A 14,623-nucleotide genomic window follows, 5' to 3' on the forward strand; every position below is an offset into this window, starting at 1 on the left:
CCGGTCTGGCCCGCGCCACCGACCCTATTGACCAGAACAAGGCTACGGCTATGGAAAACGTGAAGATTGCGGCCGAGAAGGTCCAGGTGTTCTACGGCGAGACCCACGCCATCAAGGACGTCTCCATCGACATCCGGGCACGCACCGTGACCGCCTTCATCGGCCCCTCCGGCTGCGGCAAGTCCACCTTCCTGCGCTGTCTGAACCGCATGAACGACACCATCGACATCTGCCGAGTCGAGGGCCGCATCGCCATCGACAACGAGGATATCTACGATCCCAAGGTCGATCCGGTGCAGCTGCGCGCCAAGGTCGGCATGGTGTTCCAGAAGCCGAACCCGTTCCCCAAGTCGATCTACGACAACATCGCCTATGGCCCGCGCATTCATGGCCTCGTGCGTCGCAAGTCTGAACTGGATGACATCGTCGCCTCTTCGCTGCAGAAGGCCGGCCTCTGGGAAGAGGTGAAGGATCGTCTCGACAGCCCCGGCACCGGTCTGTCCGGTGGCCAGCAGCAGCGCCTGTGCATCGCGCGTGCCATCGCGGTCAGCCCGGAAGTGATCCTGATGGACGAGCCCTGCTCGGCCCTCGACCCGATCGCGACTGCCAAGGTTGAAGAGCTGATCGACGAGCTGCGCGAGAACTACACGATCGTGATCGTGACCCACTCCATGCAGCAGGCCGCCCGCGTGTCCCAGCGCACGGCTTTCTTCCATCTCGGCAATCTTGTCGAGGTGGGTGATACTCAGGACATCTTCACCAATCCGGTGGACAAGCGCACCCAGGATTACATCACGGGCCGCTTCGGCTGATCCATAGACCGGAAGGCCTCCGGTCTCGACGGGCTCCCCGGCAGGGACTGCCGGGTGAACCCTCGACCGGACGGACCGACGACGACAGGAGTTTTTTTATGAGCGAACATACGGTTTCCTCCTACGACGAAGAGCTGAGCGGCATCGCCGGCCGGATCGCGGAAATGGGCGGCCTGGCCGAGTCCATCGTGACCGACGCGGTGACCGCCCTGATCACCCAGGATCTGGACCTTGCCCAGGCAACCATCGGCCGCGACCATCGTCTCGACGATCTGATGCATGACATCGAGATGCGCAACGTGCTGGTGATCGCCCGCCGTCAGCCCATGGGGCAGGACCTGCGCGAGATCATGGCCGCCACCCGCATCGCCAATGATCTGGAACGGGTCGGCGACATGGCCAAGAACGTCGCCAAGCGCGTCATCGCCATCGACAGCGACCTCAAGTCCAAGACGCTGGCCATCGGCGTTGAGCACATGACCGAACTGGCGCTTGCCCAGCTCAAGGCCGTGCTGGACGCCTATACCCGCAAGGATGCGGAAGAGGCCGTGAAGGTGCGTGAGCGCGATGCCGAGATCGACGCCATCTACACCTCCCTGTTCCGCGAGCTCCTGACCTACATGATGGAAGATCCGCGCAACATCACCCAGTGCGCCCATCTGCTGTTCTGCGCCAAGAACATCGAGCGCATCGGCGACCATGCGACCAACATTGCCGAGAACGTCTACTACATGGTGACCGGCAAGCGTCTGCTCGACGACCGTCCGCGCATGGACGAGACCGGCGTGGAAGACAAGGAAAACGCCTGAGGCGCACCTCAGGCCGGATGATCGGAGTTCACTGGAATGCCGAAGGTGCTCATCGTCGAGGACGAGGAACCCATCAGCCTGCTGCTGAAGTACAATCTGGAAGCCGAAGGCTACAGCGTCGAGGTCTGTGGCCGGGGAGATGATGCGGAACTGCTGCTGCGCGAAAGCGTGCCCGACCTGCTTCTCCTGGACTGGATGCTGCCCGGCCTGTCCGGCATCGAGCTGTGCCGCCGCCTGCGCATGCGCGAGGAGACCGAACGTCTCCCGGTGATCATGCTGACCGCGCGCGGGGAGGAGGCCGAGCGCATTCGCGGGCTTTCCACCGGCGCCGACGATTATGTGGTCAAGCCCTTCTCCGTGCCGGAGCTGATGGCCCGCGTGCGCGCCATCCTGCGTCGTGCCAGCCCGGAGGTGGTGTCCACCACACTCCGCTCCGGTGACATCGAGCTGGACCGCGAGACCCACCGGGTGCGCCGCAATGCGCTCGAGATCCATCTGGGCCCGACCGAGTTCCGCCTTCTCGAGTTCCTGATGACCTCGCCAGGCCGCGTCTTCTCCCGCGAGCAGCTGCTCGACGGGGTCTGGGGCCACGATGTCTATGTGGATGAGCGGACGGTCGACGTGCATGTCGGGCGCCTGCGCAAGGCGCTCAACAAGGGCCGGGCGAAGGATCCGATCCGCACCGTTCGCGGCGCGGGCTACGCTTTCAACGACCAGTTCGCCATGGCCTGACAGGTCCTTGGGCGAAACCTGATCTGATCATGGCCCGGTCCGCAAGGATCGGGCCTTTTCATATATGCAGCCCCGCGCAAGGCGGCTCGCCGGACCGGAGGCTTGAGAACGACAAGAGGCCCGTGAACCACGGACCTCGCAGGGCGATCTGAAGTGGAGTGCACGGGGATCAGGAGGCCCGGGCGTTGGCAACCTTGCGCTCGTTACGACGGCGGTCGCTGACGGGCTGATAGGCGACCTTGCAGTGGTGCGCGCAATAGGGGACGCCGGGATCGGAGTGGCGGCCGCAGAAGTAGAAGTCCTCGGAGCTCGGATCGCCGACCGGCCACTTGCAGGTGCGCTCGTTCAGGGTGAGGATCGTCGCACGTTCGGAGATCGGCACCAGTTCTGCCATCGGCTCTACGGCGGGCCGGGCCATCGGAGCGGGGCTCGCATCTGCCTTGAGGGCGGTGGCGCCGCTGACGCGGGGCTGGCCGGCGCTGGCCGGGCGGGCGGTGGCTGCGGGCTGACCGGAGCTCGCGGCCGGTGCCGCTGCACGGGGACGGCGGGTCTTGGCAACGGGGGCAGCAGTCTTGGCCCGGCCGGAGAGGCCCAGACGGTGAACCTTGCCGATCACCGCGTTGCGGGTCACGCCGCCGAGTTCAGCGGCGATCTGGCTGGCGCTGTGTCCCTCAGTCCAGAGCTTCTTCAGGAGCTCCACCCGCTCATTCGTCCAACTCATGTTGCCGCACCCCGTTGGTCGTGGTTAAAAACGACGGGCATTAACCCATTATTAAGGCACACAAAAAGGTGCCGCAAATCCCATATCTTGTGCCTGAAACTAAAGTGATGCACGAGATCTCGTATCCGACTGATCGCAGCCTACATTAAGGTAAAAAGTGGAGGCAAGATTGCCGCCAAGTTCAGATGGGGAAGAATCAGTTTTTCCCCAGTTTAGCTTTGGCGCGCCCATAAGCATCGGGGACACAAGGGGAAAGGTCGGTTTGTCCGCAATTGCATTGACAGATCCCGCATGACCATGTGTATAGGTCCTTCCGATACGCGTGTGCCGCCTCTTCGGGGCGGCTTCTTTCGTTTCAGGCCCCGAAACCTTCCTTGCGGGAAGCGGGCCGACACGGGCGCAAGAGGCGTATCTCCCTTGTTCAGTGCTCCACGGAGTTGAGGAATGTCGGCGTCTGCGCTGTTTTCGAACTATGCAAGATCGGGTCTGGAATTCGATCGCGGGGAAGGCATCTGGCTGGTTTCCAAGGACGGCCGACGATTCCTCGATTGCGGTTCGGGCATTGCCGTCAACGCGCTTGGCCATTCCCATCCGCACCTGGTTGCCGCTCTGAAGGAGCAGGCAGAAAAGCTCTGGCACGTCTCGAACCTGCATGTGGTCACCGGTCAGGAGACCCTGGGCAAGCGGCTGGCCGAGGCGACCTTTGCCGACAAGGCCTTCTTCTGCAATTCCGGCGCGGAAGCCATGGAAGCGTCCATCAAGCTGGCGCGCCGCTATCACTATGATCGCGGAGAGCCCGAGCGCTTCCACATCCTCACCTTCGAAGGTGCGTTCCACGGCCGGACGCTGGGCACCATCGCAGCCGGCGGTCAGGCGAAGTATCTGGAAGGCTTCGGCCCGAAGGCGCCCGGCTTCGACCAGATCAAGGCCGGCGACCTGGAGGCCGTGAAGGCTGCCATCGGTCCGCAGACCGCAGCCATCGCGCTGGAGCCCGTTCAGGGCGAGGGCGGGATCCGCGAGATTCCGGTCGACTTCCTGCGTGGCCTGCGCAAGCTCTGCGACGAGACCGGAACCCTGCTGATCCTCGACGAGATCCAGTCGGGCGTCGGCCGCACAGGCAAGTTCTTCGCCCATGAGTGGGCCGGCATCTCGCCGGACATCATGGCGGTTGCCAAGGGCATTGGCGGCGGCTTCCCCATGGGCGTTTGCCTCGCCACCGAGGAGGTCGCCAAGTCCTTCGCTCCCGGCACCCACGGCACCACCTTCGGCGGCAATCCGCTGGCGATGGCCGTCGGCAATGCCGTGCTGGACGTGGTTCTCGCCGACGGTTTCCTGGAGCAGATCCAGTCGCGCGGCCTGTCGTTCAAGCAGAAGCTGGCCTCCCTCGTCGACAGCCATCCGGCGCTGTTCGAGGAAGTGCGCGGCAAGGGCCTGATGCTCGGCCTCAAGTGCAAGATCGCACCGGCCGATTTCGTCGCGGCTGCCCGTGAACACGAGCTTCTGGCCGTGCCGGCCGGCGACAACGTGGTGCGCATCATGCCGCCGCTGACGATCACCGAAGAGGAGATCGGCGAAGCAATCAGCCGCATGGAAAAGGCGGCCGCCGATCTGGAAAGCAAACTGACAGTTGAGGGAGCGGCAAAGTGACCATGAATGGCACGTCGCGGCATTTTCTGGATCTGACCGAGTTCGGCGCGGAAGAACTGCGCCACATTCTGGAAGGCGCCAAGCGCATCAAGAGCACTCGCAACGGCGTTCGCCGGGGCGAGGGGCCGCTGGCCGGCAAGGTGCTGGCCATGGTGTTCGAGCAGCCCTCCACCCGTACGCGCATCTCCTTCGACGTGGGCATGCGTGAACTCGGCGGCGAAACCCTGATGCTGACGGGCGCGGAAATGCAGCTTGGGCGCGGCGAGACCATCGCCGACACGGCCCGCGTGCTCTCCCGCTTCGTCGATGCCATCATGATCCGCATCCTCAGCCACGATGACCTCAACGAGCTGGCCGAGAACGCCACCGTTCCGGTCATCAACGGCCTGACCAAGCTCTCCCACCCGTGCCAGATCATGGCCGACCTCATGACCTTCGAGGAGCATCGCGGCTCCATTGCGGGCAAGTCGGTGGCCTGGACCGGCGACAGCAACAACGTTCTGGCGTCGTGGGTTCACGCGGCGCCGAAGTTCGACTTCGAACTGCGCATCGCAACTCCGAAGGAACTGGCACCGCCGACCGCGCTCATCGAGCAGGCCCGCGCCGCCGGGGCTTCCATTGTGGTCACCGATGACCCATATGAGGCCGTGAAGGGTACCGACTGCGTGGTGACCGACTGCTGGGTCTCCATGGGCGACGACGATGAGGCTTCCCGCCACAATCTGCTCGCACCCTATCAGGTGAACGCTCGCCTGATGCAGGAGGCCAATCCGCAAGCGCTCTTCATGCATTGCCTGCCGGCCCATCGCGGCGAGGAAGTGACCTCCGAGATCATGGATGGTCCGAACTCCGTCGTCTTCGATGAGGCGGAAAACCGGCTGCATGCGCAGAAGGGCATTCTGGCCTGGTGCTTCGGCGCGCTCTGACGCGGGCCGATGCTTCAGGCTTGCCGTGTAAGGTCTGAAACAGTGGCATTTGATCTCAAAGACTTCGGCGTCGAACCGGCTGGGTTTGACGCCGTTCGCCCGTTTGCCGTGGAAGGTCTGGATGTGCGCGGCCGCGCCCTCGTGATGGGGCCGGTCATCGACAACATCCTGTCCCGCCACGACTATCCCGCACCCGTTTCCCGTCTGCTGGCGGAGGCCGTGGTCCTGACGAGCCTTCTGGGCACCGCCCTGAAGTTCGAGGGACGCTTCACCCTCCAGACCCAGTCGGATGGGCCGGTCTCCATGCTGGTGGTCGATTTCTCGGCGCCGGAATCCGTGCGCGCCTATGCAAGCTTCGACGCGGAGCAGGTGGCCGACGCCATGGCCCGGGGCGCAACCCGCCCCGAGGATCTGCTGGGCCGTGGCCATCTGGCCATGACCATCGATCAGGGCCAGCACATGCAGCGCTATCAGGGTCTGGTGGAGCTGGACGGCGCCTCCCTCGAGGAGATCGCCCACCGCTACTTCGCCCGCTCCGAGCAGATCCCGACCGTGGTGCGCCTTGCCGTTGGCGAGCTGCTGACCCCGGCCGCCGCAGCCGGCTCGACCCATCGCTGGATCGCTGGCGGCGTGATGGTGCAGTTCCTGCCGGACTCCACCGAGCGCATGCGTCAGGCGGATATCCATCCGGGCGACGCGCCGGAGGGCACGGAAGCGCATGTGATCGACGAGGATGATGCCTGGCTGGAAGCCAAGGCCCTGGTCGACACGATCAAGGATGACGAGCTGGTCGATCCGGATCTGGGCGTCGAGCATCTGCTCTTCCGCCTGTTCCACGAACGCGGCGCCCGCCTTTTCGAGCCGCAGAAGGTCCAGGACCGATGCCGCTGCTCGCGCGAGCGCGTCGAGGGCATCCTCTCCACCTTCAAGGCAGAGGAAGTCGACGCCATGCGTGAAGGGGACAAGATCGTGGTGACCTGCGAGTTCTGCTCGACCCGCTACGAGTTCGACGCGGACAACTTCTGATCCGCAGCCGAGGCTTTCAAACGACAAAGGCCGGTCATTGGGGACCGGCCTTTTTCATGTCAGGTCGTCCTGTGCCGAAGCTCAGGAGAGGATCGTATCCGCGAAGCTGCGGATCTGGCCGGCCGCGATGGCCAGGTTGCCGTCAAGGGTTGCGGGCGAGCGGCCGCGCGGGGCAAAGTCGTGGTTGCCGTCTTCCAGGTAGTGCAGCGTCACGGCAGCGGGCAGGGTGATCGCGTCGATCTCTTCCTGCGACCCGAATCCGTCCCGGTCGCCCTGCAGCACGAGGATCGGGCGCTTGCCCTGTTCCAGCGGCACAAGCCGCCAGTGTTCGGGCTCCGGCTTTCCGGTCGGGTGGAACGGATAACCGAGGCAGATGACGCCCTTGATGCGCCCGGGAAGCGACCCGCCACTCGCAAGCATCGCGGCCACCCGACCGCCCATGGACTTGCCGCCGATCAGCAGCGGACCCTCGCATTCCTTCAGCACCTGCTGGACGACGGTCTGGAACTCGCCGATCAGCTGTTCAGCCTTCGGCGGGGGCTTCTTCGGGCCGCCGTTGCGCCGGCCGGCCATATAGGCGAATTCGAACCGGGCCACCGCGAGGCCTGCCTCGGCCAGGTTGGCGGCCATCTTGGTCATGAAGGGGCTGTCCATTGCCGCGCCGGCGCCATGGGCCAGAACCACGGTCGCCAGGACCTCGCCATCCGGGCGGGTCCACAGAAGATCGGTCATTGTCTTGTCGTGCCTCGTTGAGGGGTCATGAATGTCGCCTATCCCCATTCCGGGGCAGGCTCAAGCGGCGAACCGCGCCTTTTGCGGCTTTCCCCGGTGCAAGGGGCGAGGGCGCGCTCCGTCAGAAGAAGCTGATGGGGAAATAGCGCAGGTAAAGTTCCCGGTAGGTGCCGTTGGTGGCGGTCTTTCTCAGGGCGTAGGTGAGCGCCTCGGCGAGCTCTGGCTCGGTCTTGCGCACGGCAATCGACAGGCCCTCGTCGAAGTGGCCCGGTTCCAGCCAGGGGCCGCCTGCCAGGGCGCAGCAGTCGTTGGCGTCTTCGCTGCCCAGCCAGGTCGCAAGCGCCAGACCGCTGTCAAACACCGCATCCGCATCGCCCGAGAGGAGGGCCTCGCGGGCGCGCTCGGGCGACGGATAGGTGCGCAGCGGAACGTCGGGCCAGAAGGCGAGGGCAAAGCGCTCGTGCCGGGTGCCCGCAACGACGGCGATGCGTTGTCCGGTCAGATGGGTCTCGTCGAAGCTTTCGCGGTCCCCGGCGCGCACCATGAAGCGGGCAGGGAGCTTCATGTAGTCCTGGGTGAAGGTCAGATCGCCGTTGAGCGCCGTGGTGGCGGCCAGCCCGGCGATGATGGCATCGCCTTCACCAGCGACCAGGCTCGGCACCAGGTCGTCGAAGGGCACGATCTTGAGGGCGCAGGAGGCGCCCATGTCCTGACACATCGCCCGGGCCAGATCCACGTTGAAGCCGGTCAGCCGTCCGTCCGTGTCGCGAAAGACGAAGGGCGGGAAGTCGTCGCTTGCCAGAAACTGGATCTTCTCCGGCAGATCCTTCGGGCGGTCCTGAACGGCGCGCGGATCCCAGAAATTCGGCACGACCGGGCGGTTTTCGGCGGCAGCGGCGAGGGCTCGGTCCGCATCGGCTGCGCTGTTCCCCCCGGCCGCAATGGCGGTCCCGCTTCCCGTCGCCAGGGTCAGGATTACCGTAAAGACAGAACACGCAAGGGTTGCGTATCTTGCGGTTTTGCGCGCGGCGTGCCTAAACTTTACGTTGCGTGACGTTTTCAAGGGTCCGATCCGAGATCTCGTGTATCCCCGAGTAGGGAGTAGGATATGCGGCGAGTGACTTCAGCCCTTCCGGCTGAGCTAGAGATACTGCGTCAGAGGGGAATTGCAAAATCAATCCTCGACCGGGCCTGTGCCTGCTCGGCCCGCGTCTCCATGACACCGGCCGAATATCTGGTGTCTCAGGGCATCCTGACGGAGGAGACGGTCTTCAGCGCCCTGGCAGAAGCCTGCGGTCTTCCCTTTCTCCCGGACCGGGGGTTCCGCCCCCAGTCGGTGGAGGCCAAGTGCATCGCCCTTGGCGAGGAAAGCTGTGGTCCGGTTCTGATCGGCGTGACCCGCGACCAGACCATCTATGCGGTGGCGCCGCCCTACGACAGCTTTGCCGAAGTGCTGGATCTCTGCCGGCGGCGGCCCGATCTGGCGCAATGGGTGCGCATTACCACTCCGGCCGCCCTCGGCTTTGCGGTCAATCACCTCAATTCTCCGGAAGGGGATCTGGAAAGCCGGTTCCCCCAATTCAGCGCAAGGCGCCGCTTTTCGTCCGGTCAGATCGGCTGGGCGGCGAGCCTGATCGGCGGGCTGGTGCTCGGCGCCACCGTGCCGCTCTCCCTCCTGCTGGTCGCGGGTGCTCTGGTGATTGCTGCCTGTTCCACCCTGATCGGCCTTGCCCGGCTCGCCAGTGCACTCGCAGCCGGTCCCGGTGACCTGCACTTCACCCTTCCAGCGGCCCTGCTGGATCGACGGGTCATCTGGCCACGCTACACGGTGCTCGTGCCCCTGTTCCGCGAAGCGGCCAGCGTGGCGTCGCTGATCGCCCATCTGGAGGCCCTCGACTATCCGCGCGAAAAGCTCCAGATCCTGCTGCTGGTCGAGCCGGATGACCCGGAAACCCTGAAGCATCTGCCGAAGCGGTTGCCGCCCCAGATGCGTGTGCTGCGCGTGCCCTGGGGATCGCCGCGCACCAAGCCCCGCGCCCTGGCGCATGGCCTGGAACAGGCGACCGGCGATCTGCTGACCATCTATGACGCGGAAGATCGCCCGGAGCCGGATCAGCTGCGGCAGGCCGCGCTGGTCTTTGCCCTTTCGCCACCGACGGTCGGCTGCCTTCAGGCGCGCCTCTGCGCCGACAATGCGGGCGAGAGCTTCTTCGCCCGTCATTTCGCCCTGGAATATGCCTGCCTCTTCGATCAGCTCCTGCCCTGGTTGCACCGTCACGACTGGCCGATCCCGCTGGGCGGCACCTCCAATCATTTCCGCACGGAGGCCCTGCTGGCGTCAGGGGCCTGGGACAAGTTCAACGTCACGGAGGATGCGGATCTCGGCATCCGCCTGTCCCGGCGCGGATACCGCAGCGGGGTCCTGGCCAGCACCACTTTCGAAGAGGCGCCGATCACCTGGCGCGCCTGGCGGCGGCAGCGGGCCCGCTGGCACAAGGGCTGGATCCAGACCTTCTTCGTCCACACCCGCGACCTGCGCGGCACGTTCAAGGACCTCGGCCTCGCGCGGCTGGCGGTCGTCCTCGCCCTGATTGGCGGCAACATGCTGGTCATGGCGCTCGGGCCGCTCTGTGCCATTCTCATGAGCCTCTATGCGCTGGGGGTTCTGGACCTGCCTCTGCTCGATGCTTCCTGGCGCGGGGCCTTCGGCTGGGTCTGCGTGGCGAGTCTCGTTTTCTGCCATGCGGCGTCGGCGGTGGCGCTTCTTCTGGCGGCGCGCATGCGCGGTCTCGGCGTCCGGCTTCGCGATGCCCTGACTCTGCCGCTCTACTGGCTCTTCAACGCCCAGGCCTTCTATCAGGCTGTCTGGGAATTTGCCCGCTCGCCCCATGGCTGGAACAAGACCGAACACGGCGTCTCGCGCGCCCGCCGTCCGACGATGACCGCCTCTGCGCACGGGATCACGCAACCCGGCGAATAGAATGGGGCCAGGGGTCTGACGATCGAACGGAAAGGAGAGGGGAGTTTGCGAGAGCGGCCGCCACAATAGAAGTGAGGCGGCGAATGGAGCGGGTGAAGGGAATCGAACCCTCGTATGCAGCTTGGGAAGCTGCCGTTCTACCATTGAACTACACCCGCATCTCGCGTGGGCTCTTTCTGCTGTGCCGCCATGCGTCTGTCAAGAGGGGCTTTCTCGAGGGCCACGTCCTCGCGCGGGACCCGGTGGAAAAGATGACGGGAAAGACGCCCGCAAACCGATGCGGGGGCCTTGGCCACGAGCTGCGGTCTCTCGACTCCGCAAGGTCAGTTGATCAGGCCGCTTGCGAAAAAATCCGTTGCGTCCCGGGGTCATTGCAGGTCACAGACTTGCAGGGCGGGTGTGGCTCGCCCATCTGCGCAAGCAAGTAACCGTTCCAAGATCCGGAGACCCCTCGATGATGCGCAAGCGTCTGGCCGATCTCGTATCCTCCCCCCAGTGGGAAGGCGCCATTGTCCTGCTGGTGGTGCTCAATGCCATCACCCTTGGCCTGGAAACCTCCGACCGGGTGATGGCGGCAATCGGGCCCGTTCTGCTCGTCCTCGACAAGGCCTTTCTGGTGGTCTTCGTGCTGGAAATCGCCATCCGGATCCTTGCGCGTGGGCCGAGGTTCTTCCTTGGCGCGTGGAACCTCTTCGACTTCACCATCGTCGCCATCGCGCTCATCCCCGCCAGTGGCCCCTTCACGGTTCTGCGCGCGCTGCGCATCCTGCGGGTGCTGCGGCTCATCTCTGTGGTGCCGTCCCTGCGCCGGGTGATCGGCGGTCTGGTAGCGGCCTTGCCGGGCATGGGCTCCATCGTGGTGCTGATGGCACTGGTCTTCTATGTCTTTTCCGTCATGGCGACTAAGCTCTACGGCGAGACCTTTCCGGAGTGGTTCGGAACCATCGCGAAGTCCCTCTACACCCTCTTCCAGGTGATGACCCTGGAGAGCTGGTCCATGGGCATCGTGCGGCCGGTGATGGAGGTGCATCCCTGGTCGTGGCTCTTCTTCATTCCCTTCATCCTCTGCACCGCCTTCACGGTCCTCAATCTCTTCATCGGCATCATCGTCTCCGCCATGCAGGAGGAGCACGAGCACACCGCCGACGAGGATCGCCGCGCCATTCACACCGAGGCCGAGCACATTCTGGCCGAAGTGCGGGCTCTGCGCCGCGAGATGGCGGAGCTGCGCGAAAGCCTTGGCGAGCGGCCGGACCGTCATTGAGCCATGAAAACGGGCGGAGAGGAAATCCTCTCCGCCCGCCGGGCACCGCGACCAATGAATGGATGGGGCAGGTCGCGGGGAGTGCGCTTACATAAGGCCATTGGTGTCCTTGACGGAGACGTGATGGATGGACGGCCAGGTTTCTGCGGCCTTGGCCAGGGTGCCGGCCTTGTCCTTGGAATAGGCGGCAAAGACCGCCTCGTTCAGGAAGAGATAGAGCTTGCCGTCGACGACATCTGCCCACCGCGGGCTGCCGTCCAGCTTCTTGCCGAGCGCCACGCCAAGGGCGCAGAACCCGCCATACTGGGGCTTGAAGGCTTCCGGATCAGCAGCGAAGCGCTTCATGCTTTCTTCGGAAGCGAAGTAATAGGCGACCCCGTCCTGAACGTGGGTGAACTTGGCCTGGCCGTCAGCAAGGTCCAGACCCGATGCAAGGGCGACGGCGTCCAGGCCGCGCAGGGCAACGCCCTGACCTTCCACGGTTGTACCGGTGGATACATTGTATTCGTCCTCCGCATAGGCAATGACAGGGCCGGCAAGGGCGGCGATGAGGGTGGCGCTGGCAACGAGAGTGTTGAAAAGGTTCATGGTCTTTACTCCTGGATGGGCAGCCGTGGCTGCGGTCAATTGAAGGCGGACGATCCGTCACATGCGGTCGCCGGCCGGCGTGAAAGGGCAGAAACGTCGGGCGCGTTCAGGCGCCCAGCGTGGTCATGCGGGACACCGCTTCTTCGGTGGTCCAGACAGCGTTGGCGATCATGCGGAAGTTGATCAGGGCAGCGAGGTAACCGTCGCCTTCCGGAACCTTGGCGCCGGCGGTGGCGTCCTGGACCACGGCGACCTCGAACCCCTGTTCCAGGAATTCGCGCATGTGGCTTTCCACGCAGAGGTTGGCGGACATGCCGGCCAGGATGATCTGGTCCACGTGCAGCTTGCGCAGCTGCAGGGTCGCGTCATTCTGTTCCGGGCCGTAGACCTTGTGCGGCGAGGTGATGATGGTCTTGCCGTCGAAGATGTAGGGCTTGTACTCGGCCATGAAGTCGGCGCCGGAGCCTTCGAAGCCTTCCAGGGTGAGGGGGCCCGGACGGTCGAACATGCCGATCGAGTGCATGACCTTTTCCAGAGCGCCTTCCATCTCCCAGCGATGGTCATGCGGGTAGTAGAAGTGCGGGGAGATCACCACCGGCAGGTCGGCTGCCTTGGCGGTCTTGAACAGGCGGGTCAGGTTGTCCACCACCCCATGTTCGGTCACGCTCTCCCCGACGACACCCCAGCTCACCCCGTCCGGGCTCAGGAAGTCGATCTGCGGATCCACGACCACCAGCGCGGCGCGGCCCTTCTTCAGTTCCATGTTCGATGCCGGCAGGCCCGGCTTTTCCGGAGCGGCGTAGGCCGGGTTGGTCGAGGCAGCCTGGGCGGCGTCGGCGAAGCCGGCGACGGCCATGCCGGTGGCGGCGGTCGCGGCCACGCCTGCGGCGGTGGTCGTCAGGAAATTGCGGCGGTTCATGCCGTTCTGGTCGGTATCTGCGGTGGAGTGGCTGTGGTCATGACCGCAGCCGCAAGGGGATTTCATGGACATGGTGGTCTCCTTCAGTAGGGGCCGGGCCAGGCCGCCGGCCGGACATTCGAGACCGCTTCGCGGTCACATGCCTGGATGTTCTGGTGTCAGAGGCCGAGATCGCTCAGCCCCGGGTGCTCTGCCGGGCGCGGGCCCTGAGGCCAGCGGAAGAGCCGTTCGTCTTCCCGGATCGGCTGGTCGTTGATCGAGGCGAAGCGCACGGCCATCAGCCCGTTGGGCGCAAATTCCCAGTTCTCGTTGCCATGGGCCCGGAACCAGGACCCGTCGGCCCGGCGCGCCTCATAGGCAAAGCGCACGGCGATCCGGTTCTCGGTGAAGGCCCACAGCTCCTTGATCAGCCGGTAGCCGAGCTCGGCCTCCCACTTGGCGGTGAGGAAGGCGACGACGGCCTCGCGGCCATTCAGGAACTCCGACCGGTTCCGCCAGCGGGTGTCCGGCGTGTAGGCCAGCGAGACGGCCTGCGGGTTGCGGCCATTCCAGGCATCTTCTGCGGCGCGGACCTTCCGGATGGCGCTGTCCCGATCAAAGGGAGGAAGCGGGGGACGGGTCTCTGCGGGATGGGACATCGTGATCTCCAAAGTGAACTGATCTGTTCTGTTTGATGGGGCATTAAATGAACAGATCTGTTCACAATGCAACCGCAAAAATGAGGGAGATGGGCGCTTTCACGTCCATGTGAAGTCATGAGAGGGCGGAAAATCGCCGGAAATCAGGGTGGGTCTTGCAAGGTGGCGCAAGACAAATTACTTACTGGTCAGTGCACTAAGGAGAGATCATGCGCCCCAGCAAGCGTGACGAACTGGTCCAGAAAGCCCTGACGATTTTTTATCGGGAAGGCTTCCATGCCGCGGGTATGGACCTGCTGTCGGCGGAGACCGGCATATCCAAGACAACGATGTTCAAGCATTTCCGCACCAAGGAAGAGCTGATCCTTGCGGTACTGCGCCTGCGCGACGAGCAGTTTCGCAACTGGCTCTTCCGCCGCATGGAGCAACTGGGCCCGACCCCGCGCGACCGGATGCTGGCCATGTTCGACGCCCTGCGAGAATGGTTCCAGACGCCGGAATATCGCTCCTGCATGTTCATCAAGGCGTCAGGGGAATATCCGCAGCGGGATCATCCGATTCACGCGCTTTCGGCCGAGCACAAGCGCCTGCTCCACCGCCAGATCACGGAGCTGGCCCGCGAGGCCGGCGCCGTCGAGCCCGAAGTCCTCGCCCGCGCGCTGTTGCTGCTGAAGGAAGGGGCCATCGTCACGGCCCATATCGGTCACGAGGTCGATCCCGCAGGCGACGCCCGCGCCATGGCGGAGGTGCTCATCGACAAGGCCCTCGAGAAACACTGAGGCCGGCAGCGGGGTTGCGGCGCGCAAGGGGGCACTCGCTCTCTGGCAAT

Annotated in this window: 15 protein-coding genes and 1 tRNA gene; 9 read left to right on the top strand and 7 right to left on the bottom strand. The window is 64.6% G+C overall.

All coding sequences use genetic code 11. The features are described 5' to 3' along the window. Positions 1-50: 50 nt before the first annotated feature. The 3 genes from pstB to phoB all read left to right on the top strand — a co-directional run bounded on the left by pstB (position 51) and on the right by phoB (position 2,353). Positions 51-812 (top strand): phosphate ABC transporter ATP-binding protein PstB, encoded by a 762-nt coding sequence (gene pstB / locus FR728_RS02590; protein ID WP_244304449.1) that lies wholly within the window; start codon positions 51-53, stop codon positions 810-812. A gap of 98 nt (positions 813-910) precedes the next feature. Beyond that, on the top strand, positions 911-1,621 hold the full coding sequence (gene phoU, locus FR728_RS02595; protein ID WP_149891082.1) for a phosphate signaling complex protein PhoU: 711 nt from the start codon (positions 911-913) through the stop codon (positions 1,619-1,621). Between the two features lie 36 nt (positions 1,622-1,657). Then, the gene (phoB, locus tag FR728_RS02600) at positions 1,658-2,353 is read left to right on the top strand and encodes a phosphate regulon transcriptional regulator PhoB (protein WP_149891083.1); all 696 of its coding nucleotides are present in this window, start codon (positions 1,658-1,660) and stop codon (positions 2,351-2,353) included. Positions 2,354-2,522: 169 nt separating this feature from the next. Here the strand turns inward: phoB and FR728_RS02605 are convergent, their stop codons facing one another. Then, positions 2,523-3,074 (bottom strand): GcrA family cell cycle regulator, encoded by a 552-nt coding sequence (locus FR728_RS02605; RefSeq protein ID WP_149891084.1) that lies wholly within the window; start codon positions 3,072-3,074, stop codon positions 2,523-2,525. 444 nt (positions 3,075-3,518) lie between these two features. Here FR728_RS02605 and FR728_RS02610 point away from each other — a divergent pair, with 444 nt between their 5' ends. Genes FR728_RS02610 through FR728_RS02620 form a run of 3 tightly spaced genes read left to right on the top strand, consistent with a single transcriptional unit; the run spans position 3,519 to position 6,673 of the window. Continuing rightward, a complete protein-coding gene (locus tag FR728_RS02610; RefSeq protein WP_149891085.1) occupies positions 3,519-4,721 on the top strand; it encodes an aspartate aminotransferase family protein in 1,203 nt (400 codons plus the stop codon). Positions 4,722-4,723: 2 nt separating this feature from the next. Beyond that, complete coding sequence (gene argF / locus FR728_RS02615) at positions 4,724-5,647, top strand: ornithine carbamoyltransferase (protein WP_188318826.1); 924 nt, start codon at positions 4,724-4,726, stop codon at positions 5,645-5,647. A gap of 42 nt (positions 5,648-5,689) precedes the next feature. Next, the gene (locus FR728_RS02620) at positions 5,690-6,673 is read left to right on the top strand and encodes an Hsp33 family molecular chaperone (RefSeq protein WP_244304358.1); all 984 of its coding nucleotides are present in this window, start codon (positions 5,690-5,692) and stop codon (positions 6,671-6,673) included. Positions 6,674-6,754: 81 nt separating this feature from the next. Here the strand turns inward: FR728_RS02620 and FR728_RS02625 are convergent, their stop codons facing one another. Further along, a complete protein-coding gene (locus FR728_RS02625; protein WP_149891088.1) occupies positions 6,755-7,405 on the bottom strand; it encodes an alpha/beta family hydrolase in 651 nt (216 codons plus the stop codon). Positions 7,406-7,526: 121 nt separating this feature from the next. Next, complete coding sequence (locus FR728_RS02630; protein WP_208998627.1) at positions 7,527-8,276, bottom strand: transporter substrate-binding domain-containing protein; 750 nt, start codon at positions 8,274-8,276, stop codon at positions 7,527-7,529. A gap of 345 nt (positions 8,277-8,621) precedes the next feature. On the opposite strand from FR728_RS02630, the gene FR728_RS02635 reads away from it, so the two are divergent. Then, complete coding sequence (locus FR728_RS02635; protein ID WP_208998628.1) at positions 8,622-10,385, top strand: glycosyltransferase; 1,764 nt, start codon at positions 8,622-8,624, stop codon at positions 10,383-10,385. 84 nt (positions 10,386-10,469) lie between these two features. On the opposite strand, the gene FR728_RS02640 is transcribed toward FR728_RS02635, so the two are convergent. Then, a tRNA-Gly gene (locus FR728_RS02640) sits at positions 10,470-10,543 on the bottom strand. Between the two features lie 299 nt (positions 10,544-10,842). Between FR728_RS02640 and FR728_RS02645 the strand changes: the two genes are divergently transcribed. Then, on the top strand, positions 10,843-11,649 hold the full coding sequence (locus tag FR728_RS02645) for an ion transporter (RefSeq protein ID WP_149892169.1): 807 nt from the start codon (positions 10,843-10,845) through the stop codon (positions 11,647-11,649). Between the two features lie 87 nt (positions 11,650-11,736). Here the strand turns inward: FR728_RS02645 and FR728_RS02650 are convergent, their stop codons facing one another. The 3 genes from FR728_RS02650 to FR728_RS02660 form a co-directional block, all read right to left on the bottom strand. Continuing rightward, positions 11,737-12,237, bottom strand: coding sequence for a YHS domain-containing (seleno)protein (locus FR728_RS02650; protein ID WP_149891090.1), 501 nt, complete (start codon positions 12,235-12,237; stop codon positions 11,737-11,739). A 106-nt stretch (positions 12,238-12,343) separates the two neighbouring features. Next, positions 12,344-13,228 (bottom strand): cysteine hydrolase family protein, encoded by an 885-nt coding sequence (locus tag FR728_RS02655; protein ID WP_377175022.1) that lies wholly within the window; start codon positions 13,226-13,228, stop codon positions 12,344-12,346. Between the two features lie 86 nt (positions 13,229-13,314). Beyond that, the gene (locus FR728_RS02660; RefSeq protein WP_149891091.1) at positions 13,315-13,794 is read right to left on the bottom strand and encodes a nuclear transport factor 2 family protein; all 480 of its coding nucleotides are present in this window, start codon (positions 13,792-13,794) and stop codon (positions 13,315-13,317) included. Between the two features lie 209 nt (positions 13,795-14,003). On the opposite strand from FR728_RS02660, the gene FR728_RS02665 reads away from it, so the two are divergent. Beyond that, positions 14,004-14,573, top strand: coding sequence for a TetR/AcrR family transcriptional regulator (locus FR728_RS02665; protein ID WP_149891092.1), 570 nt, complete (start codon positions 14,004-14,006; stop codon positions 14,571-14,573). Positions 14,574-14,623: the final 50 nt, after the last annotated feature.

The sequence above is a fragment of the Roseibium aestuarii genome, from assembly GCF_008477545.1.
GTDB lineage: Bacteria > Pseudomonadota > Alphaproteobacteria > Rhizobiales > Stappiaceae > Roseibium > Roseibium aestuarii.

Bases quoted from the DNA above. Each gene is read 5' to 3' on its own strand.
- pstB (WP_244304449.1), top strand. From the start codon at position 51: ATGGAAAACGTGAAGATTGCGGCCGAGAAGGTCCAGGTGTTCTACGGC.
- phoU (WP_149891082.1), top strand. From the start codon at position 911: ATGAGCGAACATACGGTTTCCTCCTACGACGAAGAGCTGAGCGGCATC.
- phoB (WP_149891083.1), top strand. From the start codon at position 1,658: ATGCCGAAGGTGCTCATCGTCGAGGACGAGGAACCCATCAGCCTGCTG.
- FR728_RS02605 (WP_149891084.1), bottom strand. From the start codon at position 3,074: ATGAGTTGGACGAATGAGCGGGTGGAGCTCCTGAAGAAGCTCTGGACT.
- FR728_RS02610 (WP_149891085.1), top strand. From the start codon at position 3,519: ATGTCGGCGTCTGCGCTGTTTTCGAACTATGCAAGATCGGGTCTGGAA.
- argF (WP_188318826.1), top strand. From the start codon at position 4,724: ATGAATGGCACGTCGCGGCATTTTCTGGATCTGACCGAGTTCGGCGCG.
- FR728_RS02625 (WP_149891088.1), bottom strand. From the start codon at position 7,405: ATGACCGATCTTCTGTGGACCCGCCCGGATGGCGAGGTCCTGGCGACC.
- FR728_RS02635 (WP_208998628.1), top strand. From the start codon at position 8,622: ATGACACCGGCCGAATATCTGGTGTCTCAGGGCATCCTGACGGAGGAG.
- FR728_RS02645 (WP_149892169.1), top strand. From the start codon at position 10,843: ATGCGCAAGCGTCTGGCCGATCTCGTATCCTCCCCCCAGTGGGAAGGC.
- FR728_RS02650 (WP_149891090.1), bottom strand. From the start codon at position 12,237: ATGAACCTTTTCAACACTCTCGTTGCCAGCGCCACCCTCATCGCCGCC.
- FR728_RS02655 (WP_377175022.1), bottom strand. From the start codon at position 13,228: ATGTCCATGAAATCCCCTTGCGGCTGCGGTCATGACCACAGCCACTCC.
- FR728_RS02660 (WP_149891091.1), bottom strand. From the start codon at position 13,794: ATGTCCCATCCCGCAGAGACCCGTCCCCCGCTTCCTCCCTTTGATCGG.
- FR728_RS02665 (WP_149891092.1), top strand. From the start codon at position 14,004: ATGCGCCCCAGCAAGCGTGACGAACTGGTCCAGAAAGCCCTGACGATT.